This window comes from Microbacterium sp., from assembly GCF_047602155.1.
Lineage (GTDB): Bacteria > Actinomycetota > Actinomycetes > Actinomycetales > Microbacteriaceae > Microbacterium.
In genome coordinates this window covers 2,822,415-2,845,190 of record NZ_JASGHZ010000001.1, presented here as the reverse complement: position 1 = coordinate 2,845,190, position 22,776 = coordinate 2,822,415, and the positions used below count along the sequence as shown (strand labels likewise).

At 71.0% G+C, this 22,776-nt stretch carries 28 protein-coding genes and 2 tRNA genes; 16 read left to right on the top strand and 14 right to left on the bottom strand.

Going from position 1 to position 22,776, the window contains the following annotated elements:
• Window positions 1-12 precede the first annotated feature (12 nt).
• Window positions 13-642 carry a DNA/RNA non-specific endonuclease gene (locus QM720_RS12990; RefSeq protein WP_415127168.1) on the bottom strand — a complete coding sequence of 210 codons (630 nt, stop codon included), beginning with the start codon at window positions 640-642 and terminating at the stop codon, window positions 13-15.
• Window positions 643-766: 124 nt separating this feature from the next.
• Here QM720_RS12990 and gatC point away from each other — a divergent pair, with 124 nt between their 5' ends.
• From gatC to QM720_RS12960, 6 genes are all read left to right on the top strand, one after another.
• Window positions 767-1,066: an Asp-tRNA(Asn)/Glu-tRNA(Gln) amidotransferase subunit GatC gene (gene gatC / locus QM720_RS12985; protein WP_415127166.1), complete on the top strand. Its 300-nt coding sequence runs from the start codon at window positions 767-769 to the stop codon at window positions 1,064-1,066.
• Window positions 1,063-2,580, top strand: coding sequence for an Asp-tRNA(Asn)/Glu-tRNA(Gln) amidotransferase subunit GatA (gatA, locus tag QM720_RS12980; protein ID WP_415127164.1), 1,518 nt, complete (start codon window positions 1,063-1,065; stop codon window positions 2,578-2,580). The genes gatC and gatA overlap by 4 nt, the downstream gene beginning before the upstream one ends.
• The gene (gatB, locus tag QM720_RS12975) at window positions 2,580-4,094 is read left to right on the top strand and encodes an Asp-tRNA(Asn)/Glu-tRNA(Gln) amidotransferase subunit GatB (RefSeq protein ID WP_415127162.1); all 1,515 of its coding nucleotides are present in this window, start codon (window positions 2,580-2,582) and stop codon (window positions 4,092-4,094) included. The genes gatA and gatB overlap by 1 nt, the downstream gene beginning before the upstream one ends.
• 156 nt (window positions 4,095-4,250) lie before the next feature.
• Window positions 4,251-5,507, top strand: a complete 1,257-nt coding sequence (dinB, locus tag QM720_RS12970) for a DNA polymerase IV (protein ID WP_415127160.1) — start codon at window positions 4,251-4,253, stop codon at window positions 5,505-5,507.
• Between the two features lie 22 nt (window positions 5,508-5,529).
• Window positions 5,530-5,850, top strand: a complete 321-nt coding sequence (locus QM720_RS12965) for a hypothetical protein (RefSeq protein WP_415127158.1) — start codon at window positions 5,530-5,532, stop codon at window positions 5,848-5,850.
• Window positions 5,834-6,412, top strand: a complete 579-nt coding sequence (locus QM720_RS12960) for a hypothetical protein (protein WP_415127156.1) — start codon at window positions 5,834-5,836, stop codon at window positions 6,410-6,412. The genes QM720_RS12965 and QM720_RS12960 overlap by 17 nt, the downstream gene beginning before the upstream one ends.
• Before the next feature lie 33 nt (window positions 6,413-6,445).
• On the opposite strand, the gene QM720_RS12955 is transcribed toward QM720_RS12960, so the two are convergent.
• The 4 genes from QM720_RS12955 to QM720_RS12940 all read right to left on the bottom strand — a co-directional run bounded on the left by QM720_RS12955 (window position 6,446) and on the right by QM720_RS12940 (window position 8,060).
• The gene (locus tag QM720_RS12955) at window positions 6,446-6,946 is read right to left on the bottom strand and encodes a DUF2017 family protein (protein WP_415127154.1); all 501 of its coding nucleotides are present in this window, start codon (window positions 6,944-6,946) and stop codon (window positions 6,446-6,448) included.
• Complete coding sequence (gene clpS / locus QM720_RS12950) at window positions 6,943-7,242, bottom strand: ATP-dependent Clp protease adapter ClpS (RefSeq protein ID WP_415127152.1); 300 nt, start codon at window positions 7,240-7,242, stop codon at window positions 6,943-6,945. Before clpS ends, QM720_RS12955 begins: the two co-directional genes overlap by 4 nt.
• Window positions 7,233-7,583, bottom strand: coding sequence for a metallopeptidase family protein (locus QM720_RS12945; protein WP_415127150.1), 351 nt, complete (start codon window positions 7,581-7,583; stop codon window positions 7,233-7,235). Before QM720_RS12945 ends, clpS begins: the two co-directional genes overlap by 10 nt.
• A 90-nt stretch (window positions 7,584-7,673) precedes the next feature.
• Window positions 7,674-8,060 carry a Rid family detoxifying hydrolase gene (locus QM720_RS12940; protein WP_415127148.1) on the bottom strand — a complete coding sequence of 129 codons (387 nt, stop codon included), beginning with the start codon at window positions 8,058-8,060 and terminating at the stop codon, window positions 7,674-7,676.
• Between the two features lie 53 nt (window positions 8,061-8,113).
• On the opposite strand from QM720_RS12940, the gene QM720_RS12935 reads away from it, so the two are divergent.
• From QM720_RS12935 to QM720_RS12925, 3 genes are all read left to right on the top strand, one after another.
• Window positions 8,114-8,186 (top strand) — tRNA-Arg (locus QM720_RS12935).
• Window positions 8,187-8,242: 56 nt separating this feature from the next.
• Window positions 8,243-8,866, top strand: a complete 624-nt coding sequence (orn, locus tag QM720_RS12930) for an oligoribonuclease (RefSeq protein ID WP_415127146.1) — start codon at window positions 8,243-8,245, stop codon at window positions 8,864-8,866.
• Between the two features lie 34 nt (window positions 8,867-8,900).
• Window positions 8,901-8,976: transfer RNA gene (locus QM720_RS12925), tRNA-His, on the top strand.
• Between the two features lie 81 nt (window positions 8,977-9,057).
• Here QM720_RS12925 and QM720_RS12920 read toward each other — a convergent pair.
• Window positions 9,058-9,642, bottom strand: a complete 585-nt coding sequence (locus QM720_RS12920) for a DUF1992 domain-containing protein (protein WP_415127144.1) — start codon at window positions 9,640-9,642, stop codon at window positions 9,058-9,060.
• A 78-nt stretch (window positions 9,643-9,720) separates the two neighbouring features.
• On the opposite strand from QM720_RS12920, the gene QM720_RS12915 reads away from it, so the two are divergent.
• A complete protein-coding gene (locus QM720_RS12915) occupies window positions 9,721-9,930 on the top strand; it encodes a methyltransferase (RefSeq protein ID WP_415127142.1) in 210 nt (69 codons plus the stop codon).
• A gap of 14 nt (window positions 9,931-9,944) precedes the next feature.
• Here QM720_RS12915 and QM720_RS12910 read toward each other — a convergent pair whose 3' ends face one another.
• Complete coding sequence (locus QM720_RS12910; RefSeq protein WP_415127140.1) at window positions 9,945-10,556, bottom strand: YczE/YyaS/YitT family protein; 612 nt, start codon at window positions 10,554-10,556, stop codon at window positions 9,945-9,947.
• Window positions 10,557-10,618: 62 nt separating this feature from the next.
• Between QM720_RS12910 and QM720_RS12905 the strand changes: the two genes are divergently transcribed.
• Window positions 10,619-12,040, top strand: coding sequence for a PLP-dependent aminotransferase family protein (locus tag QM720_RS12905; RefSeq protein ID WP_415127138.1), 1,422 nt, complete (start codon window positions 10,619-10,621; stop codon window positions 12,038-12,040).
• A 3-nt stretch (window positions 12,041-12,043) separates the two neighbouring features.
• Here QM720_RS12905 and QM720_RS12900 read toward each other — a convergent pair whose 3' ends face one another.
• Complete coding sequence (locus tag QM720_RS12900; RefSeq protein ID WP_415127136.1) at window positions 12,044-12,289, bottom strand: DNA mismatch repair protein; 246 nt, start codon at window positions 12,287-12,289, stop codon at window positions 12,044-12,046.
• Between the two features lie 205 nt (window positions 12,290-12,494).
• On the opposite strand from QM720_RS12900, the gene QM720_RS12895 reads away from it, so the two are divergent.
• The 4 genes from QM720_RS12895 (at window position 12,495) to QM720_RS12880 (ending at window position 15,791) form a co-directional block, all read left to right on the top strand.
• Window positions 12,495-13,040 carry a single-stranded DNA-binding protein gene (locus tag QM720_RS12895; protein WP_415127134.1) on the top strand — a complete coding sequence of 182 codons (546 nt, stop codon included), beginning with the start codon at window positions 12,495-12,497 and terminating at the stop codon, window positions 13,038-13,040.
• 75 nt (window positions 13,041-13,115) lie between these two features.
• Window positions 13,116-13,595 carry a DUF6993 domain-containing protein gene (locus QM720_RS12890; RefSeq protein ID WP_415127132.1) on the top strand — a complete coding sequence of 160 codons (480 nt, stop codon included), beginning with the start codon at window positions 13,116-13,118 and terminating at the stop codon, window positions 13,593-13,595.
• 50 nt (window positions 13,596-13,645) lie between these two features.
• Complete coding sequence (ettA, locus tag QM720_RS12885) at window positions 13,646-15,325, top strand: energy-dependent translational throttle protein EttA (RefSeq protein ID WP_415127130.1); 1,680 nt, start codon at window positions 13,646-13,648, stop codon at window positions 15,323-15,325.
• Entirely contained in the window at window positions 15,318-15,791 is a 474-nt protein-coding gene (locus QM720_RS12880; RefSeq protein WP_415127128.1) for an acyl-CoA thioesterase, read from the top strand. Before ettA ends, QM720_RS12880 begins: the two co-directional genes overlap by 8 nt.
• On the opposite strand, the gene QM720_RS12875 is transcribed toward QM720_RS12880, so the two are convergent.
• Window positions 15,778-16,641, bottom strand: a complete 864-nt coding sequence (locus QM720_RS12875) for an acyl-CoA thioesterase (protein ID WP_415127936.1) — start codon at window positions 16,639-16,641, stop codon at window positions 15,778-15,780. The genes QM720_RS12880 and QM720_RS12875 overlap by 14 nt on opposite strands.
• Before the next feature lie 81 nt (window positions 16,642-16,722).
• Between QM720_RS12875 and QM720_RS12870 the strand changes: the two genes are divergently transcribed.
• Entirely contained in the window at window positions 16,723-17,397 is a 675-nt protein-coding gene (locus tag QM720_RS12870) for a hypothetical protein (RefSeq protein WP_415127126.1), read from the top strand.
• Between the two features lie 128 nt (window positions 17,398-17,525).
• Here QM720_RS12870 and QM720_RS12865 read toward each other — a convergent pair whose 3' ends face one another.
• From QM720_RS12865 to QM720_RS12845, 5 genes are read right to left on the bottom strand one after another with little or no spacing between them, the layout of a single operon-like run.
• Window positions 17,526-19,193, bottom strand: a complete 1,668-nt coding sequence (locus QM720_RS12865; RefSeq protein WP_415127124.1) for an FAD-binding dehydrogenase — start codon at window positions 19,191-19,193, stop codon at window positions 17,526-17,528.
• Entirely contained in the window at window positions 19,190-19,687 is a 498-nt protein-coding gene (locus QM720_RS12860) for a globin (protein WP_415127122.1), read from the bottom strand. Before QM720_RS12860 ends, QM720_RS12865 begins: the two co-directional genes overlap by 4 nt.
• Window positions 19,684-20,751, bottom strand: a complete 1,068-nt coding sequence (locus tag QM720_RS12855; protein ID WP_415127120.1) for a mechanosensitive ion channel family protein — start codon at window positions 20,749-20,751, stop codon at window positions 19,684-19,686. The genes QM720_RS12860 and QM720_RS12855 overlap by 4 nt, the downstream gene beginning before the upstream one ends.
• Before the next feature lie 46 nt (window positions 20,752-20,797).
• Window positions 20,798-21,484: a response regulator transcription factor gene (locus QM720_RS12850; protein ID WP_415127118.1), complete on the bottom strand. Its 687-nt coding sequence runs from the start codon at window positions 21,482-21,484 to the stop codon at window positions 20,798-20,800.
• Window positions 21,477-22,775 (bottom strand): sensor histidine kinase, encoded by a 1,299-nt coding sequence (locus QM720_RS12845; protein ID WP_415127116.1) that lies wholly within the window; start codon window positions 22,773-22,775, stop codon window positions 21,477-21,479. Before QM720_RS12845 ends, QM720_RS12850 begins: the two co-directional genes overlap by 8 nt.
• Window position 22,776: the final 1 nt, after the last annotated feature.

The following is a 22,776-nucleotide window of genomic DNA, read 5'->3' as shown; positions in this document are numbered from 1 at the left end:
ATTTCTCACCTTCTACCGGTCGGGCATGTCGCGCGTTTTCACGCGATCAAACGTTTGTCCGGGCGCGTTGTCGAAGTCAGCCCAGTTTCGGTACGCCACCTTCCCGGTGTCAGGATCTGTGATGGTGTACTCGACCTGAAAACTATCAGGCCGCACCGCTCCGGGCGGGACCACGTCGATCGTGTAGTCGACCTGATACCCCTTGCCGACCCAGTCGGCCCACTCGTTCTCCATGGTCCGCCACGCGCCCGTGTTGAGGTTGCCGGCCTGCGGCACGATGCCCTCGTCGGCGGTATCGCGGAAGAAGCGGTGGGCGCCGAGGTGGCCGCCGTGGTCGCCCTTGTTTCCGAGGTGACCGATGTCCGTGGCGTTGTCACCGCGCTTACCGCTGCCGAAGTCCTCGAGGATCTGGCCGCGTTCAGAGATCGGTCGGCCGTTGGCATCCCAGCGGGTGATCTTCGCGTTCTTGCCGATCGTGTGGAGCGTGGCATCTGGCTTGTCGAGGTCGCGGACCTGTCTTCCGATGTCATCGAGATGCTGGTCGAGGTTCTCGGTGAGTCGGTGGAGCTTGTGGCGTGCATGGTCCATGCCGTCCAGGACAGCGTGCCGTATTTGACGGATCACCGGTATGAGTGCGCTCATGAGTCACCTCCCTCTGCTGCGACTCTAGGCGCAATCACACGGCGGCACGATGGGGAGAACTCCCCATGGACGGTCCCTGCGCGGTCGGACAGGAGCCCGGGCGGGGCGCGGCTAGACTCGTCGGGTGTCTGAAATCACCCCTGAACTCGTGCGCCATCTCGGCGTGCTGGCCCGGATTCAGCTCGGCGACGACGAGGTGCAGCGCCTGACCGGCCAGCTCTCGGTCATCGTCGACAACATCGCGAAGGTCTCGGAGGTCGCGACCCCCGACGTGCCCGCGACGAGCCACCCGATCGCGCTGGAGAACGTCTTCCGCCCCGACGTCGTGGGCGAGATGCTCACCGTCGAGCAGGTGCTGCAGAACGCTCCGGATGCCGCGGACAACCGGTTCCGCGTCACCGCGATCCTCGGGGAGGAGCAGTGAGCGACCTCACCCGGCTGAACGCCGCGGACCTTGCCGCCCGGCTGGCAGCGGGCGAGGTGTCGAGCGTCGAAGCGACGCAGGCGCACCTCGACCGCATCGCCGCCGTCGACGGCGATGTGCACGCCTTCCTGCATGTGAGCGACCACGCGCTCACCGTCGCCGGCGACATCGACCGCCGCCGTGCGGCCGGCGAGGCGCTGGGTGAGCTGGCCGGAGTGCCGCTCGCGATCAAGGACGTGCTCGTCACGACCGACATGCCGTCCACGAGCGGGTCGAAGATCCTCGAGGGCTTCCTGTCGCCCTACGACGCGACCGTCGTCGCCCGCTCGCGAGCGGCAGGACTCGTGCCGCTCGGCAAGACCAACATGGACGAGTTCGCGATGGGCTCCTCGACCGAGCACTCCGCGTACGGCCCGACGCACAACCCGTGGGATCTCGACCGCATCCCCGGCGGCTCGGGCGGCGGTTCGGCCGCGGCGGTCGCCGCGTTCGAGGCGCCCCTCGCGCTCGGATCCGACACCGGCGGCTCGATCCGTCAGCCCGCGCACGTGACCGGCACCGTCGGCGTGAAGCCCACCTACGGCGCCGTGAGCCGGTTCGGCTCGATCGCGCTGGCCTCGTCGCTCGACCAGGTCGGGCCGGTCTCGCGCACCGTGCTGGATGCCGCGCTCCTGCACGACGTCATCGGCGGCCACGACCCGCACGACGCGACCTCCCTGACGGACGTCTGGCCGTCGTTCGCCGCCGCCGCCCGTGAGGGCGCGAACGGCGCGGTGCTGAAGGGCCTGCGCGTCGGGGTGATCAGGGAACTGCCCGACAGCGGCTTCCAGCGCGGGGTGTCGGCATCCTTCCGTGGCGCTCTGGCGCTGCTCGAGGCGCACGGCGCCGAGATCGTCGAGATCAGCGCCCCGCATGTCGAGTACGGCGTCGCGGCGTACTACCTGATCCTGCCCGCCGAGGCGTCGAGCAACCTCGCGAAGTTCGACTCTGTGCGCTTCGGCCTGCGGGTCGACGTGCCCGGCGGCACCGTCGAAGACGTCATGGCCGCGACCCGCGATGCCGGGTTCGGCGACGAGGTCAAGCGCCGCATCATCCTCGGCACCTACGCGCTGTCGGCGGGATACTACGACGCCTACTACGGCAGTGCGCAGAAGGTGCGCACCCTCATCCAGCGCGACTTCGACGCCGCGTTCGACCAGGTCGACGTCATCGCGACGCCGTCCGCGCCCACGACTGCCTTCAAGCTGGGCGAGAAGGTCGACGACCCGATCCAGATGTACCTCAACGACGTCACGACGATCCCGGTGAACCTCGCCGGCGTCCCCGGGATCTCGATCCCGTCGGGGCTGGCCGAGGAAGACGGGCTGCCGGTCGGCATCCAGTTCATCGCGCCGGCCCGCGAAGACGCGCGCCTGTACCGGGTGGGAGCGGCCGCCGAGGCGCTGCTCGTGGATTCGTGGGGCGGGCCGTTGCTCGATCGAGCCCCGTCGCTGGGCGAAGAAGGGGTCCGCTGATGGCAAAGGACGCAGTGATGGACTTCGACCGGGCCCTCGAGCTGTTCGAGCCGGTGCTCGGCTTCGAGGTGCACGTCGAGCTCAACACGGAGACGAAGATGTTCTCCGGCTCGGGCAACCCGGCGCACGAGAAGCACCACGGGGCGGCGCCGAACACGCTCGTCTCGCCCGTCGACATGGGCCTGCCTGGCTCGCTGCCGACCGTCAACGAGCAGGCCGTGCGCTACTCGATCAGCCTGGGGCTCGCTCTCGGCTGCTCGATCGCGCCGTCGTCGCGCTTCGCGCGCAAGAACTACTTCTACCCCGACCTCGGCAAGAACTATCAGATCTCGCAGTACGACGAGCCCATCGCGTTCGAGGGCCGGATCGAGGTGGAGCTTCCCGACGGGACGACCTACGACATCCCGATCGAGCGCGCGCACATGGAGGAGGATGCCGGCAAGCTCACCCACGTCGGTGGCGCCACCGGCCGCATCCAGGGCGCGGAGTACTCGCTCGTCGACTACAACCGCGCCGGCGTGCCGCTCGTGGAGATCGTGACGAAGCCGATCTTCGGCGCCGAGGGCCGCGCACCGGAGCTGGCGGCGGCCTACGTGCGGACGATCCGCGACATCGTGATCGGGCTCGGCATCTCCGAGGCGCGCATGGAGCGCGGCAACCTGCGCTGCGACGCCAACGTGTCGCTGCGCCCGCGCGGCCAGGAGAAGCTCGGCACCCGCACCGAGACGAAGAACGTCAACTCGATGCGCTCCGTCGAGCGCGCGGTGCGGTACGAGATCCAGCGCCAGGCGGCGATTCTGGCGGCCGGCGGCACGATCACGCAGGAGACGCGCCACTGGCACGAGGACACCGGCCGCACCTCGCCGGGACGCCCGAAGTCGGATGCCGACGACTACCGTTACTTCCCCGAGCCCGACCTGTTGCCGGTGGCGCCGTCGGCGGCGCTGATCGAGGAACTGCGCGCCGCGTTGCCCGAGCCGCCCGCCGCCCGCCGCCGGCGGCTGAAGGCGGAGTGGGGCTTCAGCGACATCGACTTCCAGGGGGTCGTCAACGCCGGGCTGCTGAGCGAGGTCGAGGCCACCGTCGCCGCGGGCGCGCAGCCCGCCGCAGCCCGCAAGTGGTGGATGAGCGAGATCAGCCGCATCGCGAATGCCGACGGCGTGGAGCCGTCGTCGCTGGTGGATGCGGCATCCGTCGCGGCGCTGCAGAAGCTCGTGGACGCCGGCACCCTCACCGACAAGCTCGCGCGCCAGGTGCTCGAGGGCGTCATCGCGGGCGAGGGCACCCCGCAGCAGGTCGTGGATGCCCGCGGGCTCGCCGTCGTCTCCGACGACGGGGCGCTGATCGCGGCGATCGACGAGGCGCTCGCGGCGCAGCCCGACGTGCTGGCGAAGATCCGCGAGGGCAAGGTGCAGGCCGCGGGTGCCGTCATCGGCGCCGTCATGAAGGCGATGCGCGGCCAGGCCGACGCCGCCCGCGTGCGCGAGCTCGTCCTGGAGCGCGCCGCCGCCTGACCCCGCCCCGGCATCCCCCCACCACTCCGCGAGACTGCAGTGGTGCACCGAGACTGCAGCCGGTAGCTGCAGTCTCGGTGCACGCTTGCAGTCTCGCGGCTAGGTGTGGTGGGGAGGAGGTGGGGGGATGTCGTAGGCGCGGGGGAGAATGGGCGCATGGGGCGCGGTGATGGGAAGGGGCGCGTCGTCTCTGCTGACGACGCGGACGACACCGGCACCCGCATCCTGCACGTCGACATGGATGCCTTCTACGCCTCGGTCGAGGTTCTCGACGACCCGTCGCTGGCGGGCACGCCGCTGATCGTCGGCGGCATCGAGGGACGCGGGGTCGTCTCCAGCGCGTCGTACGAGGCGCGCCGCTACGGCGTGCGGTCGGCGATGTCGGTGCAGGTCGCGCTGCGGCTGTGCCCGAACGCGGTCGTCGTGCCCCCGCACTTCGACCGGTACGCCGCACTGTCCCGCCAGGTCATGGCGATCTTCCACGACATCACGCCGCTCGTCGAGCCGCTGTCGATCGACGAGGCGTTCCTCGACGTCTCCGGCGCCCGGCGGCTGTGGGGCTCGCCGGGCCAGGTCGCCCGGATGCTGCGTGCCCGCGTCCGCGCCGAGACGGGACTCGTCTGCAGCGTCGGCGTCGCCGCCACCAAGCACGTCGCGAAAATCGCCTCTACCCGGTGCAAGCCCGACGGCCTCCTCATCGTCAGCGAACCCGACACCGCAGCCTTCCTCGCGGCGCTCCCGGTAGCGGCGCTGTGGGGCGTCGGCCCCAAGGCGGCCGAGGCGCTCGAGGGGCGCGGCATCCGTCGCGTCGCCGACATCCTCGCCTCGCCTCGGCACGTCCTCGAGCGCGTGCTGGGCCCCGCCGGCGGCGAACGGGTGTGGCAGCTCGCGCACGGCATCGACCCGCGCGAGGTCGAGACCGAGCGCATCGAGAAGAGCATCGGTCACGAGGAGACCTTCCGCCACGACATCGCGGATGCCGGCACACTGCGCAGCGAACTGCGTCGGCTGTCCGACCGGGTGGCCGCGCGGTTGCGCGACGGCGGCATGCAGGCAGGCACCGTCGCGCTGAAGCTGCGCTACGCCGACTTCACGACCCTCTCCCGCGCCGCCACCCTGCCCGAGCCCACCGACGTCGGCCAGCGCATCGGCGACGTCGCGATCGGCCTGTTCGAGGCGATCGAGCTGGCGCAGCCGGTGCGGCTGATCGGCGTGCGCGCCGAGAAGCTGCGCAGCGCGGGCGGCCTGCTGGCCCTGTGGGACGACGACGCGGAATGGCGCCGGGTCGATGCGGCCCTCGACGGCGCCCGTGAGCGCTTCGGCGGGGGAGCGGTGACCCGGGCCAGCATCCTCGGCCCGCGCCGCGACGTGAATGCGCTGCCGACGAATCCCCGCCTCCCTCGCCACGAGTGACCGGACGGGTTACGGTGGAAGCATGCCCAACCTCGCACTCGAACTCGGCAAGCAGGCGGCCTCCTTCGGCGTCACCAGCATCTACGGCGAACAGCAGGACGTCGACGGCGTTCGCATCATCCCCGTCGCGCTCTCGTGGTCGGGCTTCGGCGCCGGCGAAGACGCGAGCGGCGACAACGGCGGCGGGGGCGGCGGCGTCGCGATTCCGATCGGCGCCTACATCCGCAGCGGCGACGGCATCCGGTTCGAGCCGAACCTGATCTCGCTGGTCGCGGTCGCGATCCCGTTCCTCTGGGTCGCCGGGCGGACGCTCTCGCGCATCGTCCGTGCCCTCAAGCACTGACGGCGTCCGCGCGGCGCTCGAGGGTGCAGCGTCGACGGTGCTCGGTGCCGTCGCGGATCATCCCGGCGCGAAGGCGCCGGTCGTCCTGATCGACGGCCGTTCCGGCGCCGGCAAGTCCACGCTCGCGGCCATGCTGCGGGAGCGCTGGCGGGGCGCGGTGCGCGTCGTCGCACTCGACGACCTGTACCCGGGATGGGACGGCCTCGCCCGCGGGGCGGAGGCGGCACGGCGCGACGTCGTCGAACCGCACGCCGCCGGGCGGACCGCGCAGTGGCACCGGTGGGACTGGGCCGCGGATGCGTACGGTGCCGAGGTGGAGGCGGTGTCCGCCGATACGGCGCTCATCATCGAGGGCTCCGGCGTGCTGACCCCGGCATCGGCCACCCTCGCCGATGTGCGGGTGTGGCTCGAGTCTCCGGCGCAGTCGCGTCGTCACCGCGCTCTCGGGCGTGACGGCGACACCTACCGGCCGCACTGGGAGCGCTGGGCGGCGCAGGAGGACGTGCACCTGGCGGCCGATGACCCGCGCGCGCTGGCCGACATCGTCGTCGACGTTCCCTGACCTGGATGCCGCGGCATCCGTCGGCGGCGGACGTCAGGACTCGAGCGCCTGCAGCAGCCCTTCCAGCCGGTAGCCGAGCCAGTCGTAGACGCCGAACCGCGGGTCGCGTCCATCGTGGTCATCGTCGTCGGCGATGCCCAGGCGCGTCGCGAGCACGAGCCGCAGCGATGCCAGCGTCCGCAGCCACGCCGACACCGCGCCGTCGTCGAGCTCGATCACCATCGCGGTCGTCGCATCGTCGTCGGCGATGTCCTGCGGTCGCAGCTGGGTGCCGTCGCGCAGGAGCGAGGTGGTCACGACGGCGGCGTCGGCGCGGCGTCGGTCGAGCAGGTCGTCCTGCGTGAGCCGCCGGAACTCCTGCGCGGCCGCGTCGTCGTCGGCGTACGCGTCCGGCACGAGCCGGGCCAGGGCCGGGTCGTCGCGGGGGTCGCCGTCGAGCGTCTCGTCGAGCAGCGTCGTGAACTGCGCGACCAGTTCGGTCAGATGTGCGGCCTCCAGCAGCGACAGCTCCATCAGCAGGGTGTGCGCGGTCACGGGCGTGCCTCGCGCACGGTTGCCCAGAGTCCGTAGTCGTGCATGGCCTGGGCGTGCAGTTCCATCTGCTCACGCGCGCCCTCCGCGACGACGGCGTGCCCGTCGTGGTGCACCGCGAGCATGAGCCGCTCCGCCTGCGCGCGCGGAAAGCCGAAATAGCTGCGGAAGACGTGCACGACGTAGTTCATCAGGTTCACCGGGTCGTTCCACACCACGGTCTGCCAGAGGCGTGAGGCGATCGCCTCCTCCTGCCGGGTGCGCTCCGGCACCTCCACCGGCACGGCCATCACCCCCATCCCAGGTCGTGCAGGCGCGCGTCGTCGATGCCGTAGAAGTGCGCGATCTCGTGCACCAGGGTGGTGTGCACTTCGTCGCGCAGCTCGTCGACGGTCTCGCAGACGTGCAGATGCGGCTCGCGGTAGACGACGATGCGGTCGGGCAGCTCGCCGATGCCGTAGCGGTCGCGTGCGGTCAGCGCGAGCCCCTCGTACAGGCCGAGGAGGTCGAGCGAGCCGTCTTCCGGCCGGTCTTCCACGACGAAGACGACGTTGTCGAGACCGTCGACCATCTCGTCGGGCAACAGGTCGAGCTCGTCGCTGACGAGAGTCTCGAACTCGTCGGCATCCATCGGAAGCATGGCTGACCTCGTCTGAGGGCGGAAACGGGCGAGTTCCACGCTACCCCGGATGGATGCCGGGTCGCTCGCGGTGCGTCCGCGCAGCCGGCGCTACGCGTCGAGCGAGGCGACGACCTCGATCTCCACCTGCGCACCCAGGGGGAGCCCGGCCACCGCCACGGTGGTCCGCGCGGGGTACGGCTCCGAGAACATCTCCGCGTAGACCTCGTTCATCGCCGCGAAGTCCGTCATCGAGGTCAGATAGACGTTGACCTTGACGACGTCAGCGAGGCTGCCGCCGCCCGCGTGCAGCACGGCGGCGAGGTTCTGGAAGACGCGTCGGGTCTGTGCGCCGACGTCACCGTCGACGAGAGCGCCTGTTTCGGGGTCGATGGGTGTCTGGCCGGAGAGGAACAACTGTCCGCGACCGGACGCGGCGTGCGCATACGGACCGATCGCGGCAGGAGCATCCGGGGCGAAGACGGTGGTGCGGGACATATCCCCATCCTGGCATCGCGGACGGACACGGTACGGTAGAGAGGTTCCCGTCACCCTCCATAGCTCAGTGGACAGAGCGAGCGGTTTCTACCCGCCAGGTCGGGGGTTCGAATCCTCCTGGGGGGACTTTGCCCGGCGACGTCGCGCCGGCAATGTCCATTCATCTGATTAGGATGAGGCGCATGGTGTCTACTGGGGAGAATGACCGCCTCGTCTGGATCGACTGCGAGATGACAGGGCTCGATCTCGACGTCGACGAGCTCGTCGAGATCGCGATCATCGTCACGGACTTCGAGCTGAACGCGCTCGACCCGGGCTTTCAGATCGTGATCAGACCGGATGCGTCGGCTCTCGCGCACATGAACGACTTCGTCCGGAACATGCACGAGTCGTCGGGCCTGCTCGCCGAGGTTCCGGGCGGCGTGAGCCTGGGGGAGGCCGAGTTCGAGGCGCTCGAGTACATCCAGCGCTTCGTCGCCGAGGGCAAGGCGCCGCTGGCCGGCAACACGATCGGTACCGACCGGATGTTCCTCGCGAAGTACATGCCGCGCGTCGATCGCTGGCTGCACTATCGCAACGTCGACGTGTCGAGCGTGAAGGAGCTGTCGCGACGCTGGTATCCGCGCGCGTACTTCAACGCCCCCGCGAAGGATGGCGGACACCGCGCACTGGCCGACATCCGCGAGTCGATCCGCGAGCTGGCCTACTATCGGCAGGCGGTGTTCGTGCCCGAGCCCGGCCCGACCAGCGAAGAGGCGCGCGAGGCGGCGGCATCCGCGGTGTCGTCGTTCGCTCCCGGGGTGTAATAGAATCGTCTGGTTGCCCGGAAACGGGCACATGGTGGCTATAGCTCAGTTGGTAGAGCACCGCGTTGTGGTCGCGGGGGTCGCGGGTTCAAGCCCCGTTAGCCACCCCACATTGCCTCACGCCGCGTGAGAAACCAGTTTCTGCGTGAGAAACCACCGCAGAAGTGGTTTCTCACGCGCGATGTGGTTTCTCACGTGCGACGGGGGCGGTCGGTGCGGCGGGGGCGTGGCCTGCTGCGGGCGGGCTCCGCCTCGGGCGGAGTCTGGCGCGCGGCCCGCTGCTCCCGCCGCACGCGCCACGCGGCGACTTCCCCCTCGATGTCGCGGGTCGGCGTGACGACGGGCGGGCCGCCGAGCAACTGCCGGCGGGCCTCGATCACCCGGCGATTGAAGTCGTGCAGCATCTCGCGCACCTGGTGCTCGCTGGAGAGCTCGTCGAGCCGATCGCTGAGCCCCGCATCCTCGACGCGAAGCGTGAGCGCCGCGGGCCCCAGTCCGTGCAACTGCTCGGTCTGGATCTTGCGGCGGATCCACCAGTCCGGGTCGTGATGGTCGCCGAGCCCGGGGATCGGCTTGCCGGCTCCGGGCAGGTTGTCGAAGTCACCGCGCCTGATCGCCTGCTGAATCGCCGATTCCACGATCGCCCCCAGTTGCAGCGACACCTGGCCGGCTTCGGCGGCGCCGCGCTCTGCCCGGTCTTCGGGATCCCCGTCGTCGGCGCGCGCTGCCCTCTGGGCGCGGCGTCGTGCGGCGGCTATGCGAGAATCTTCGGTCACTTCGCACCCAGGCTACGCCCATGCCCTGGCGCCGCCGTCCGCAGCGGCGTAGCGTCGACGGGGACGAGAGGAGTCATCATGAGCACCACATCGTCCGGCCTCTGGGTCGCCTACGGCACCGAGGGAAAGGTCGTCGGCACGATCCGCAAGTGCGACGAAGGATACGTATCGACCATCGCCGGTGCCGACGCCAGCCTCGGGTCGTACCCCACGATGGAAGTCGCGAAGAGCGCGTTGCACACGCATCTGCCTCCGGGCAGCGACTGGCCGCAGTTCCGCGAGCACTGAGTGCTCGGCGCCCGTCACGCAGTCGTGACGGGGCGGTCGAGCGTGGCGGGATGCGCCTTCCGGTCGAAGATCGGCAACGCCAGGTGCACGAGCGGACCGATGCCGGCCGCGAAGAGCACCGTCCCGATCCCGACGGTGCCCCCCAGCATCCATCCGGCGAGCAGCACCGTCGCCTCGACCGCGAGCCGGCAGGCCCAGATCGGCCAGCCGAAGCGTGAGTGCAGTCCGGTCATGAGTCCGTCGCGCGGCCCGGGGCCGAAGCGCGCCCCGATGTAGAGACCCGACGCGATCGCCACGAGCACCATTCCGACGACGAACACGAGCAGCTGATACCCGAATCCGTGCACGTCGGGCACGACCGCGAGCGTGCCCTGCATGCTCGTGCCCACGAGCAGGATGTTGAGGACGGTGCCGATGCCCGGCTTCTGCCGCAGCGGAATCCACAGCAGCAGGACGAGGAAGCCGACGATGTTCGTGATCCAGCCGATGCCCACGCCCGTCTGCCGCTCCAGCCCCTGCGCGAAGACCGTCCACGGGTCGAGCCCGATGCCGGCGCGCACCATGACACCGCACCCGGCGCCGTACATGACGAGGCCGATCAGCAACTGGACCAGACGAAGAGGCATGGCATACATCCAATCGCAGAATTGGACTCTGGATACCAGGCCAATTGCACTATTGTGGCCGCATGGATTCCCGCATCACCGCGCGTGCCCTCGCCGTCGCCCTCGGCGGATGGCGCACGCGCGAGCCGGCCTACGAGGCCCTGGCCGACGGCATCCGCCTGCTCTGTCTCGACAACAGGCTTGCCGCACGCACGGCGCTGCCGGCCGAGCGCGAGCTGGCGGCCGCACTGCGGCTGAGCCGCACGACCGTGGCGGCGGCGTATCGCAGCCTGCGCGACAGCGGGCACATCGAGAGCCTGCGCGGCTCGGGCAGTGTCACGCTGCCCCGCCCGCAGCGCGACGCGGGCCGGGTGACCGTCGCCGAAGACGCCATCGACCTTCAGCAGGCGAGCCCGGCGGCGTGGCCTGGGCTGGCCGGCCTCATGACCGAGGCCGCGATGGATGCCGCCACCCTCGTCGCGCGTGCCGGATACGACCTGCGCGGCTCCCTCGCGCTGCGCGAGGCGATCGCGTCGCGCTACACGTCCCTCGGGGTGCCCACGTCGCCCGACGACGTGCTGGTGACGACCGGCGCGCAGTCCGCGATCCATCTCCTTGCCGAGACTCTCCTGCGCCGCGGCGACCGGGCGCTGATCGAGACGCCGACGTACCCCCACGCCGCCGAGGCGCTGCGGGCCGCCGGCGCGCGGCTCGTCGGCATTCCGGTCACGACCGACGACGGCTGGGATCTCGATCGCGCCACGCAGGCCTTCGCACGCACCTCGCCTCGCCTCGCCTACCTCATGCCCCGGTTCCAGAACCCGACCGGGCGGTGCATGACGGCGGTCGACGAGAAGGTCTTCGGCGACGCGGCTCGCCAGGCGGGGACGACGCTGATCGTCGACGAGACCACGAGCGAGCTCGCCATCGACGGGGGAGGGCGCATGCCGGCGTTCGCCGACGCGCCCGCCCACGTCGTGCGGGTGGGCTCGCTCGGCAAGACGGTCTGGGGCGGGCTGCGCGTCGGCTGGATTCGCGCCAGCCCGGAGCTGATCCAGCACCTCATCGCGATGCGGCCGGCACGCGACCTGGGCACTCCCGAGTTCGAGCAGGCGGTCGCCGTGCGCGCGATCGCGCAGCTGCCCGGCATCCTCCGGCAGCGCGCCGACCTGCTGCGCGAAGGACGAGACGCGGTGTCCGCGGCGCTGGCCGTGCAGCTGCCCCAGTGGCGGGTGCCACAGGTCAACGGCGGCGTCGCGCTGTGGGTGGAGCTCGACGCCCCGCTCAGCTCGGGCCTCGTGCTGGCGGCACGGGAGAACGGCGTCTCCCTCTCCGCGGGATCGCGCTTCGCCGTCGACAGCGCGCTCGATCGCCGGCTGCGCGTGCCGTTCACGGCCCCCGTGGACGACCTGCGCCGCGCCGTGGACGTGCTCGCAGCGGTATGGCCGTCCGTCCGGGTCGGCGCCCCGACGCCGTCCGGCGAACTGCTCGAAGCCGTCGTGTAGTCGTCATCGGAGGTACCGCAGGCAATCGACGGCCTCGCGGGCGCTCCAGAACGAGCCCAGGCCGCGCATCCGCGCAGCCCCGACCTCGAATCGCTCGGCGTGGTACCGGATGCCCGCGGCCACCGCCTCGGTCCGCAGGTGGCCGAGCACCCGCCCCCGAGTGTCGAGCACGCGCCATCTCCGCGCCGAGACGGGCAGGAGTGTGACGCCCCGCACGAGGGGCGTCGGAATATCGGTGATCGTTGTCATTTTCGCCTCCGATTCGAACATAGCTGCGACCTCCGACATCGCCCGAGGGGATCCCCGCGACCCCGGTGCGAGTCCTCCTCCCCAGCGGGCGATTTCCGGAATCTCTCCACAGATTGGGCATCCGGCGCCCCACGCCGACGCGCCGTGGCCCATTCTTGGTGCCCAAGCGCGCCGCGTCCGCGGTCGCAGGAGAGGAGTACGAATCATGTCCGACTACATCACCGTCACCGGCAACGTGGCGACCGTTCCCGAGCAGGCGCAGCTTCCGGGCGGCGTCCCCGTCGTCCGGTTCCGCCTCGCGTCGACCCAGCGCCGCCAGGAGAACGGCACCTGGGTCGACTGTCACACCAACTGGTATCGGGTTTCGGTGTATCGCAAGCTCGCCCTGCACGCGCTGGATTCGATCGAGAAGGGCCAACGAGTGATCGTCACCGGGCGCTTCAAGCTGAACTCGTGGGACTCCAATGGGAAATCGGGGATGTCCGCCGACATCGACGCCGATGCGCTCGGCCACGACCTGTTGTTCGGCACCGCCCGCTTCCAGCGCGACGTCCCGCGTGCCGTCCCGTCGGAGCCCCCGCAGGCCTCGGTCGACGGCGACGGGTGGGCGGTCGCGGAGATCCCGGGCGGCGAGACCCCGGCGACGACCGCGGTCGCGGAACCGCGCGAGAGCGCCCAGCCGGAGCGCGAGCCGGTCCTTGCCGGCGCGGGGGACTGGCACGCGCCGCGCGCCGACGACACACCGTTCTGACGGTTCCGGGCGTCTGATGACGGCTCGCGGCATGAGCACAGCGCGGCGGCAGCATCGCGCGCATAGACTCATCTGGTGCCTGCCACCGCCCGCGCCTCGACGATCGCCGCGGCGTTCGTCGCGTGCGGGCTCGCGCTGGCCGGGTGCACGGCGACGCCGCCTGCTCCGGCTTCGACGCCGACCCCCACGGTCACCGTCTCTCCGAGCCCCACCCCGACCGGGCCGGCGCTCGTGCCGGACGGCTCGGCCGACGACAACCTGCCCCTGTTCGAGGCCGTGATGAACGAGGTGGCGGCGACGGATGCGCGGTACCAGGGCCGGGCGTACATCGACGCGCTCGTCGCGGCCGGATTCGACAAGACCGCGATGGAGGTCACGCAGGATCTCACCACGGTGGGCAACCAGGCCGACTCGATTCAGTTCTCCGTCCGCTGGGACGGGGAGTGTCTCGTCGGTCAGGTGGGCCCGTCCATCCCGACGCCGACGGCACTGGTGATGGACGAGATCCCCGGCGGTACCTGCCTGATCGGTCAGACGCGCCCGATCGACTGGTGAGCGTCTCGAAGGCCGAGCCCGCACGGGCGCCCAAGTAGACTTGGCCTGTTATGGCCGAATACATCTACTCCATGGTCCGTGCCCGCAAAGCGGTGGGCGAGAAGCTGATCCTCGACGACGTCACGATGGCGTTCCTCCCGGGTGCGAAGATCGGCATGGTCGGCCCGAACGGCGCCGGCAAGTCGACGATCCTGAAGATCATGGCGGGGCTCGACGCGCCGTCCAACGGCGAGGCGAAGCTCACGCCGGGCTTCAGCGTCGGCATCCTGATGCAGGAACCCGAACTCGACGACACCAAGACCGTGCTGGAGAACATCCAGGAGGGCATCGCGATCAAGGCGAAGGTGGATCGCTTCACCGAGATCTCCGCCCTGATGAGCGATCCGGATGCCGACTTCGATGCTCTTCTGGCCGAGATGGGCACCCTGCAGGAGGAGATCGACGCCGCCGATGCGTGGGATCTCGACTCGCAGCTGGAGCAGGCCATGCACGCTCTGCGCACGCCCCCGGGCGATGCGGGCGTCGCGAACCTGTCGGGCGGCGAGAAGCGCCGCGTGGCGCTGACGAAGCTGCTGCTCCAGAAGCCCGACCTGCTGCTGCTCGACGAGCCCACCAACCACCTCGACGCCGAGAGCGTGCTTTGGCTCGAGCAGCATCTGCAGAAGTATCCCGGCGCGGTGATCGCGATCACGCACGACCGGTACTTCCTCGACAACGTCGCGGAGTGGATCGCCGAGGTCGACCGCGGGCGCCTCATCGGCTACGAGGGCAACTACTCGACGTACCTGCAGAAGAAGGCCGAGCGCCTCGAGGTGCAGGGCAAGAAGGACGCGAAGCTCGCCAAGCGCCTCGCCGAGGAGCTCGACTGGGTCCGCTCCAACGCGAAGGGTCGTCAGGCCAAGTCGAAGGCGCGTCTGGCCCGCTACGAGGAGATGGCCGCCGAGGCCGAGCGCACCCGCAAGCTCGACTTCGAAGAGATCCAGATTCCGCCGGGGCCGCGTCTGGGCAGCATCGTCATCGAGGCGAAGAAGCTGCAGAAGGCCTTCGGCGACCGCTCGCTCATCGACGGGCTGAGCTTCAGCCTGCCGCCGAACGGCATCGTCGGCGTCATCGGCCCCAACGGCGTCGGCAAGACGACGCTGTTCAAGACGATCGTGGGCCTGGAGCCCCTCGACGGCGGCGACCTGAAGGTCGGCGAGACGGTCAAGATCAGCTACGTCGACCAGTCGCGCGCCAACATCGACCCGAGCAAGACGCTGTGGGAGGTCGTCTCCGACGGGTTGGACATCATCACGGTCGGCAAGACCGAGATTCCGTCGCGGGCATATGTCTCGAAGTTCGGGTTCAAGGGCCCCGACCAGCAGAAGAAGGCCGGCGTCCTCTCCGGTGGTGAGCGCAACCGGCTCAACCTGGCGCTGACCCTCAAGGAGGGCGGCAATCTGCTGCTGCTCGACGAGCCGACCAACGACCTCGACGTCGAGACGCTGCAGTCGCTGGAGAACGCGCTGCTCGAGTTCCCCGGCTGCGCCGTGGTCATCACGCACGACCGGTGGTTCCTCGACCGCATCGCGACGCACATCCTCGCCTACGAGGGCACCGACGAGCACCCCGACCGGTGGCACTGGTTCGAGGGCAACTTCGAGGCGTACGAGGCCAACAAGATCGAGCGTCTCGGCGCGGATGCCGCCAACCCTGCGAAGTCGACCTATCGCAAACTCACCCGTGACTGATCGCCTTCACGTCCCCATCCACCTCCGCTGGGGCGACCTCGACGCGTTCAACCACGTGAACAACGCGACGATGCTGAAGCTGCTCGAAGAGGCGCGCGTGCGGGTGTTCTGGATGCCGGTCGGCGGCGAGGAGGCCCCCGCGACCGCGGTGATCGAGACGGGTGCGGATGCCCGCCACCTGTCGCTCATCGCCCGTCAGGAGATCGAGTACCTCGCACCCGTGCCGTACCGGCGTGAGCCGCTGGACATCCAGTTGTGGTTCGGCAAGCTCGGCGGATCGAGCGTCGAGGTCTGCTACGAGGTCTACAGCCCGGCGGGCGCCGAACCGCAGGTGCTGTACGCGCGGGCGTCGTCGGCCGTCGTGCTCGTCGACGCCGCGACGTTCCGCCCCGTGCGGCTGTCGGACCGCATGCGCGCGGCGTGGACGCCGTACCTCGGCGCGCCCGTCGTGTTCAGCCGCCGCTGACGTCGCCGGAGGCCGACGGCACGCGCACCATGATCTCCTGACCCACCGAGGCGATCAGCTCGCCGTCGCGCGTGAAGATGCGACCCGTGGACAATCCGCGACCCCCGCGGGCGCTGGGGGAGGACTGCGCGTAGAGCAGCCATTGATCCGCCCGCGCCGGCCGGTGCCACCACATCGCGTGGTCGAGGCTCGCGAGCTTCAGCCCCGGCGTCGACCACGCCACGCCGTGCGCGCGCAGCACCGGCTCCTGGATCGTCATGTCGCTCATGTACGCGAGCACGGCCCGGTGCAGCGCGGGGTCGTCGCCGATCGGTCGGCGCACCCGCATCCACACGTTCTGCACGGGCGCGTGCGGGTCGGGCACGGCATCGTAGATCGCGCCGTCGGCGTGGACGAGCTCGATCGGGCCGGCCGACAGTACGCGCCGGGAGAGCGGATGCTGCGACACGGTGACCGAACGCGCGATCGCCTCCTCGGGCGAGAGGACGCCCTCGGGCATCGACAGCTGGTGATCGAGCCCCGGATCCTCGCGCTCGAACGACGCGATCATCGAGAAGATCGGCACGCCCTGCTGGAACGCCTGGGTGCGGCGCGTGGAGAAGGAGCGGCCGTCGTGGATGCGATCGACGGAGAACGTGATGCCGTCGCCGGAGTCGCCCGGCCGCAGGAAGTAGCCGTGCATCGAGTGCGGCACACGATCGTCGGTCGTCGTCCGGTCGGCGGCGATGATCGCCTGCGCGAGCACCTGCCCGCCGAACACGCGACCGCCGGGCATCGGCTGCGAATGTCCCGTGAAAATGTCCTCGGTCGTCCGCGCGGCGCGGGGGGACAGGTCGAGGACCCGGAGCATCTCGCCGACCGGGTCGGGGGCGCCATCCGCTGCGTCGCTCACATGCCCTCCCGTCGCCGTCCGCTTGATAGTTTAGGTCGGATGCCGTCCCGCCTGCTGTTTCCCGACCCCGCCACCGCGACCGACGTCGTCGCGTTCGCCGGGCGGGCCGCGCGCATCGGCGATGGCGCCGTGCGCCTGCGGGCGCAGCGCGGCACCCTGGCGCTGACGGCCGCGCTGCTGTCGCCGCAGACCCTGCTCGAAGCCACTCCGACCGTCCTCGGCATGCGGTTCGCGCGGATCGATCCGGAGCTCGAGTGCGATCTGACGGTGGATGCCGCCGCCCTCGCCGCCGCGCCCGACGACGCGCGGGCGCTCGTGCTGCCGGAGAGCGCCGTCGCGGCGCCGTGGGCGGGCATCGCGCCGCCGCGCGCCGGGTGGGTCGACGGCGGCGGGCTCGCCGCGGCCGTGCTCGCGGCGCGCGCCCAGTGGGGCGTCGCCGCCGTCGCCCACGCGCTGCCGGCCGGTGCTGGCGACGAGGCTGTCCGGGCCGTGCGCGCCGACGTGTGGGGGAGCAGCGATGCGGACCTTCTCGGCCTGCCCCGCGGTGTCGCCTTCGCCGCCTTCGCGCTGGGGTTCATCGGCGGCGAGGAGACGGCATCCGTCCGCCGGAGCGGACCGTGGACCCGGGTGAGCCTGGCGCGCGGGCACGTGCTCACCCGCGCGCACGTGCACAGCGGCCTCACCGCCGTCCGCGCCACCGGAGGACGCGGCTAGTCACTGCGTCTCGGCCGCCCCGCGCGCGCGTGCGATCGCAGAATCGGAGATCTGCCGCAGAATCGGACGCCGCAGTTCCCAGCGTCCGATTCCACGACGATTTTCCGATTCTGGGAAGTGCCGGGAGATCAGACGGCGGCGGCAGCGGCGCGCCCGGCGGTGCGGCCGGAGAAGAGGCAGCCGCCGACGAACGTGCCCTCCAGCGCCCGGTAGCCGTGCACGCCGCCGCCACCGAACCCCGACGCCTCGCCGGCCGCATAGAGCCCCGGCACCGGCTGGCCGTCGTGCCCCAGCGCGCGAGCGGACAGGTCGGTCTCGATGCCGCCGAGTGACTTGCGGGTCAGCACGTGCAGCTTCACCGCGATGAGGGGACCGTTCGCCTCATCGAGGATGCGGTGCGGTGCGGCGGTGCGCACCAGCCGGTCGCCGCGGTAGGCGCGTGCCGAGCGCAGCAGGGCGATCTGGGCATCCTTGGTGAACTCGTTGTCGATCTCGCGGTCGCGGGCCTCGATCTCCGTGCGCACGCGGTCGGGGTCGAGCGCGTCGCCGCCGGGCAGCGCCCGCATCCCGGCGATGAGCTCGTCGAGCGAGGGCCGCACGACGAAGTCGGCGCCGTGGTCGAGAAAAGCCTGCACGGGGCCTGCGGCGCCCTTGCCCAGGCGGGTCTTCAGCATCAATCGCACGTCGCGCCCGGTGAGGTCGGGGTTCTGCTCGCTGCCCGAGAGCGTGAACTCCTTCTCGACGATCCGCTGCGACAGCACGAACCACGAGTGGTCGTGTCCGCCGGCGCGCAGGTGCGCGAGCGTGCCGAGCGTGTCGAACCCGGGGAACAGGGGCACCGGCAGGCGTGCGCCGGTAGCATCCAGCCACACCGAGGACGGACCGGGCAGAATCCGGATGCCGTGACCCGGCCAGATCGGATCCCAGTTCTGGATGCCCTCGACGTAGTGCCACATCCGGTCGCCGTTGATCAGCCGCGCGCCGGCGGCGGCGGACACGGGCTGCATCGAGCCGTCGACGTAGGCCGGCACGCCCGTCACCAGCTGCGCCGGCGGCGTGCCGAGGCGGGCGGGCCACTGCGCGCGCACGAGGTCGTGGTTGCCGCCGATGCCGCCCGAGGCGACGACGGTGGCGGATGCCGTGATCTCGAACGCGCCGACGACCTCGCGCGACGAGGCCCGGCCACGGGCGGCGCCGGAAGGGGCGAGGACGTCGCCGCGTGCGCCGGTGACGGTGCCGTCGACGACGGTCAGCGCGGTGACCTTGTGCCGGGACAGCACGCGCACCCGGCCGTCGCGCTCGGCCTCCTCGACCGCGGCCTGGAAGGGCGCGACCAGTCCCGGGCCGGTGCCCCACGTGATGTGGAAGCGCGGCACGGAGTTGCCCGGCCCGGTGGCGGTGTAACCCCCGCGCTCGGCCCAGCCGACGACGGGGAAGAAGCCGACGCCCTTCTCGCGCAGCCACGCCCTCTTCTCGCCGTGGGCGAAGTTCAGGTAGGCCTCGGCCCAGCGCCGCGGCCAGAGGTCCTCGTCGCGATCGAAGCCGGCGGTGTCGAACCAGTCCTGGCGGGCGAGATCGAAACTGTCGCGGATGCCCATCCGGCGCTGTTCCGGCGAGTCGATGAAGAACAGGCCGCCGAACGACCAGAACGCCTGCCCGCCGAGGTTGGTGCGCGGCTCCTGGTCGACGATGACGACGGTCCGGCCGGCGGATGCCGCCTCGCTCGCCGCGACGAGGCCGGCCAGGCCCCACCCGATCACGAGGACGTCGGCGGAGTGGGTCTGGACGGCGGTCACGGCTTCTCCTCGGGGCGGGGGTGACGGGTCGGCGCGGCACGCACCGGCAACGATCCGGCCGCAGCCGGGCGGCCCGGCCCGATGCCGCTCGGCTCGAACGTGTTCACCATCGCATGCGCGGCGCGTTCGAGGTAGTCCCACAGCGTCGCCTCGTGCAGCGGCGCCAGCCGGAGCGCATCGACCGCCGTGCGCATGTGCACGAGCCAGCGGTCGCGGGCATCGGGGTCGATGTGGAACGGCGCGTGGCGCAGGCGCAGGCGCGGATGCCCGCGCTGCTCGCCGTACGTCGTCGGCCCGCCCCAGTACTGCTCCAGGAACATCCGCAGCCGCTCGGCGGCCGGCGCGAGGTCGGCCTCCGGGTACATCGGGCGCAGGACGTCGTCGGCCGCGACCTCGCGGTAGAAGACCTCCACGAGGCGGGCGAACGTCTCGTGGCCGCCGACCTCGTCGTAGAAGCCCTCGCCGTGGGAACTCAGGGGCGCGGCATCCGTCACGATTCCGCGTCCGTCTCCGCCGCCGCGGTTTTGCCCTTCTTCGGCTTCCAGACGCCCTGCCCGTTGCCGACGGGCGGCGTCTTGATGGGCTTGGTGCGCGGGGGATTGGCGCCGCGCACCCGCTGCGCGCTCTCCAGCCCGGCGAGCATGACGCTGTTCATCTGCGGCAGCGTGACGCCGATATCGTCCATCGCCCGCTTGAGCCGCATCCGCAGTTCCCGGGCGACGTCGTCCTTGGCCCCGGCGCGCGTCTTCATCACCAGCCGGATGACGAGGGCGTCGCCGGTGATCGACTCCAGCCCCCAGATCTCCGGCTGCTCGATGACCCGCGTGCGCCACTTGGGATCCTTCGTGAGCGACCTCGCCGCGTCGAGCATCGTCTTCTCGACGTCCTCGATGTCGACATCGACCGGGACCGCGAGGTCCAGGATGACGCGCGACCAGCCCTGCGACATGTTGCCGATGCGGGTGATCTCGCCGTTGCGCACGTACCAGAGCGTGCCGTTGACGTCGCGCACGTGCGTGATCCGCACGCTCACGTACTCCACGACGCCGGTGGCCAGGCCGAGGTCGACGACGTCGCCGATGCCGACCTGGTCCTCCGCAACGATGAAGATGCCGTTCAGCACGTCTTTCACGATGTTCTGCGCGCCGAAGCCGAGGCCGGCGCCGATCGCGGCCGACAGCAGGGCGAACGAGCCGAGCACGCTCTGGTCGATGACGTTCACGATCAGCAGCACGGCGACGGTCGCGATCGCGACGTTCACCATGTTCTGCAGGATGGACCCGAGCGTGCGGGTGCGCTGTACGAGGCGCATGGCCGCCAGGGGCGAGCGCTCCAGCGCCGCCGTGTCCTCGACGTTCGCCTTGTTCTTCGCGCCCGACACGATGCGGTTCACGATGCGCCGGATGGCGAAGCGCAGCAGGCGCGACAGGACGAAGCCGACGGCGATGATGACCAGAACGGCGAGCAGCTTCCACCCCATCGCCTGCAGGATCTCCAGCCACCACGCCCAGGACCACTGGGCGGGGGCGGCGGTGTCGTCGGACGGGAGCAGGTTCATCGTGCTCCGATCCTAACGAGCGCCGCCTTTGTGCGCGCCGAACCCGTCACTCCGGGGCCGGCGGCGGATCCTCGGGGTCGGCGTAGCCGTGGCGGTGCGCCACGATGACCGCCTGCACGCGGTCGCGGGCGCCGAGCTTGGCGAGCACGCGCCCGACGTGGGTCTTAACGGTCGACTCGCTGACGAACAGCTCCTTCGCGATCTCGGCGTTGGTGCGTCCGCGCCCCATGGCGCGGAACACGTCGGTCTCGCGGTCGGTGAGCGCCGCGATCCCGGCCGGCGGCGCGGCGGCGGTCTCGGGCAGACGCCCGCCGACGAGCTCCAGCAGGCGGCGGGTGACCCGCGGCGAGAGCATGGCGTCGCCGCGGTGCACGGCGCGCACGGCGGCGACGAGCTCGTGCGGCTGCGCGTCTTTGAGGAGAAAGCCGCTCGCGCCGGCCTCCAGCGCGCCGAAGGCGTACTCGTCGAGGTCGAACGTCGTGAGCACGAGCACCCGCGCCTGCGGATGCCGCGCCACGATGCGCCGGGTGGCCTCGATGCCGTCGAGGGCGGGCATGCGCACATCCATCAGCACGACGTCGGGACGGTGGTGCACCACGGCTGCCAGCGCCTCGTCGCCGTCGCTGGCCTCGCCGACGACGGTCAGGTCGTCTTCGGATTCGAGCACCATGCGGAACCCCACGCGGATGAGGCTCTGGTCGTCGACGATGAGAATCCGGATGCCGTCAGTCATCGGCGCCTCCTTCGCTCGCGCGCACGGGCAGTTCGGCCTCGAGCGCCCAGACTCCGCCCGGCCCCTCGTGCGTGAGCGGACCGACGCGGATCGTGCCGCCGGCGTGGGCGACGCGTTCCCGGATGCCGGCGAGCCCGTAGCCGCCGGTTCCCGCCCGGCCGCGGACGCCGTCGTTGCGGACGCCGACGCGCACGCCATCCGGCGTGTAGGCGATCGCCGCCCGGATGTAGGTCGCCCCTTCGGAGTGGCGCATGGCGTTGGTGACGCCCTCCTGGACGATGCGCGCGAGGGCGAGCCGCGTCGTCTCGTCCAGGTCGCCGGGTGGCCCGGTGACCGTCAGCGTGACCGGGAAGCCCGCCGCCTGGGCGGCCGCGATCGACGCGCGCAGCGCGCCGTCGTGGGGCGTGAGCCGTGGGGTCAGCGGTGCGGAGGAGGATTCGTCGTCGGCGCGCAGCACTCCCAGCATCCCGCGCATCTGGCGCAGGGCGTCGCGCCCGGTCGCGGCGATGGTCTGCGTGACCGCCCGGGCACGCTCCGGGTCGCGCGTGGCCTGCGCGCCGTCGGCGAGGGCGATGATCACGGTGAGGGAGTGCGACACGATGTCGTGCATCTCGCGCGCGATGCGGGTGCGCTCGGCGGCCGCCGCGAGCTGCGCCTGCTGGTCGCGCTCGATGAGCAGTTGCCGGGAGCGGTCGATGAGGGCCTCGAGGTACCGGCGGCGGTTGCCGACGTTGATGCCGATGAGCACGGCGATCACCACGGTGACGGCGGTGAAGATCGGCGTCGACCAGGTCGTCGGGGTGACCCCGGTCGCGCCCGCCCACGCGGCGGTGGCGGCGGTGACGACGACGACGGCGCCGGCGGAGGCGGCCAGGGCGGTGCGGGTGTTGCGATAGACGGCCACCGAATAGACGGCGATGGTCGTCGCTGCGCCGTTGCCGAGCTCGGACAGGACCGGCTCGAGCATCACGACGGGCACGATGCTCGCCGCGAGCACCAGCACGGGCCACCGCCGCCGCCACAGCAGCCCGACGCACGTCAGCAGGAACAGCACCGTCGCGATGGCGGCCGGCCAGCCCCGGACGGCGGCGCCGTCTTCGGTCACCATCTCCACGCCGATCAACAGCGCCGGCAGCGTCAGGAGGAGGGCGAGCAGCGCGATGAGCGCATCGGTGAGCACCGGATGCCGCGCCCAGAACGTGCGGATCACCCCGGGCGGGCGGGGCAGACGCAACTCGTCGTCGGCCGGGGCCAGGCCCGGGCCGACAACGAGTTCAGGTGCGTCCGGCATC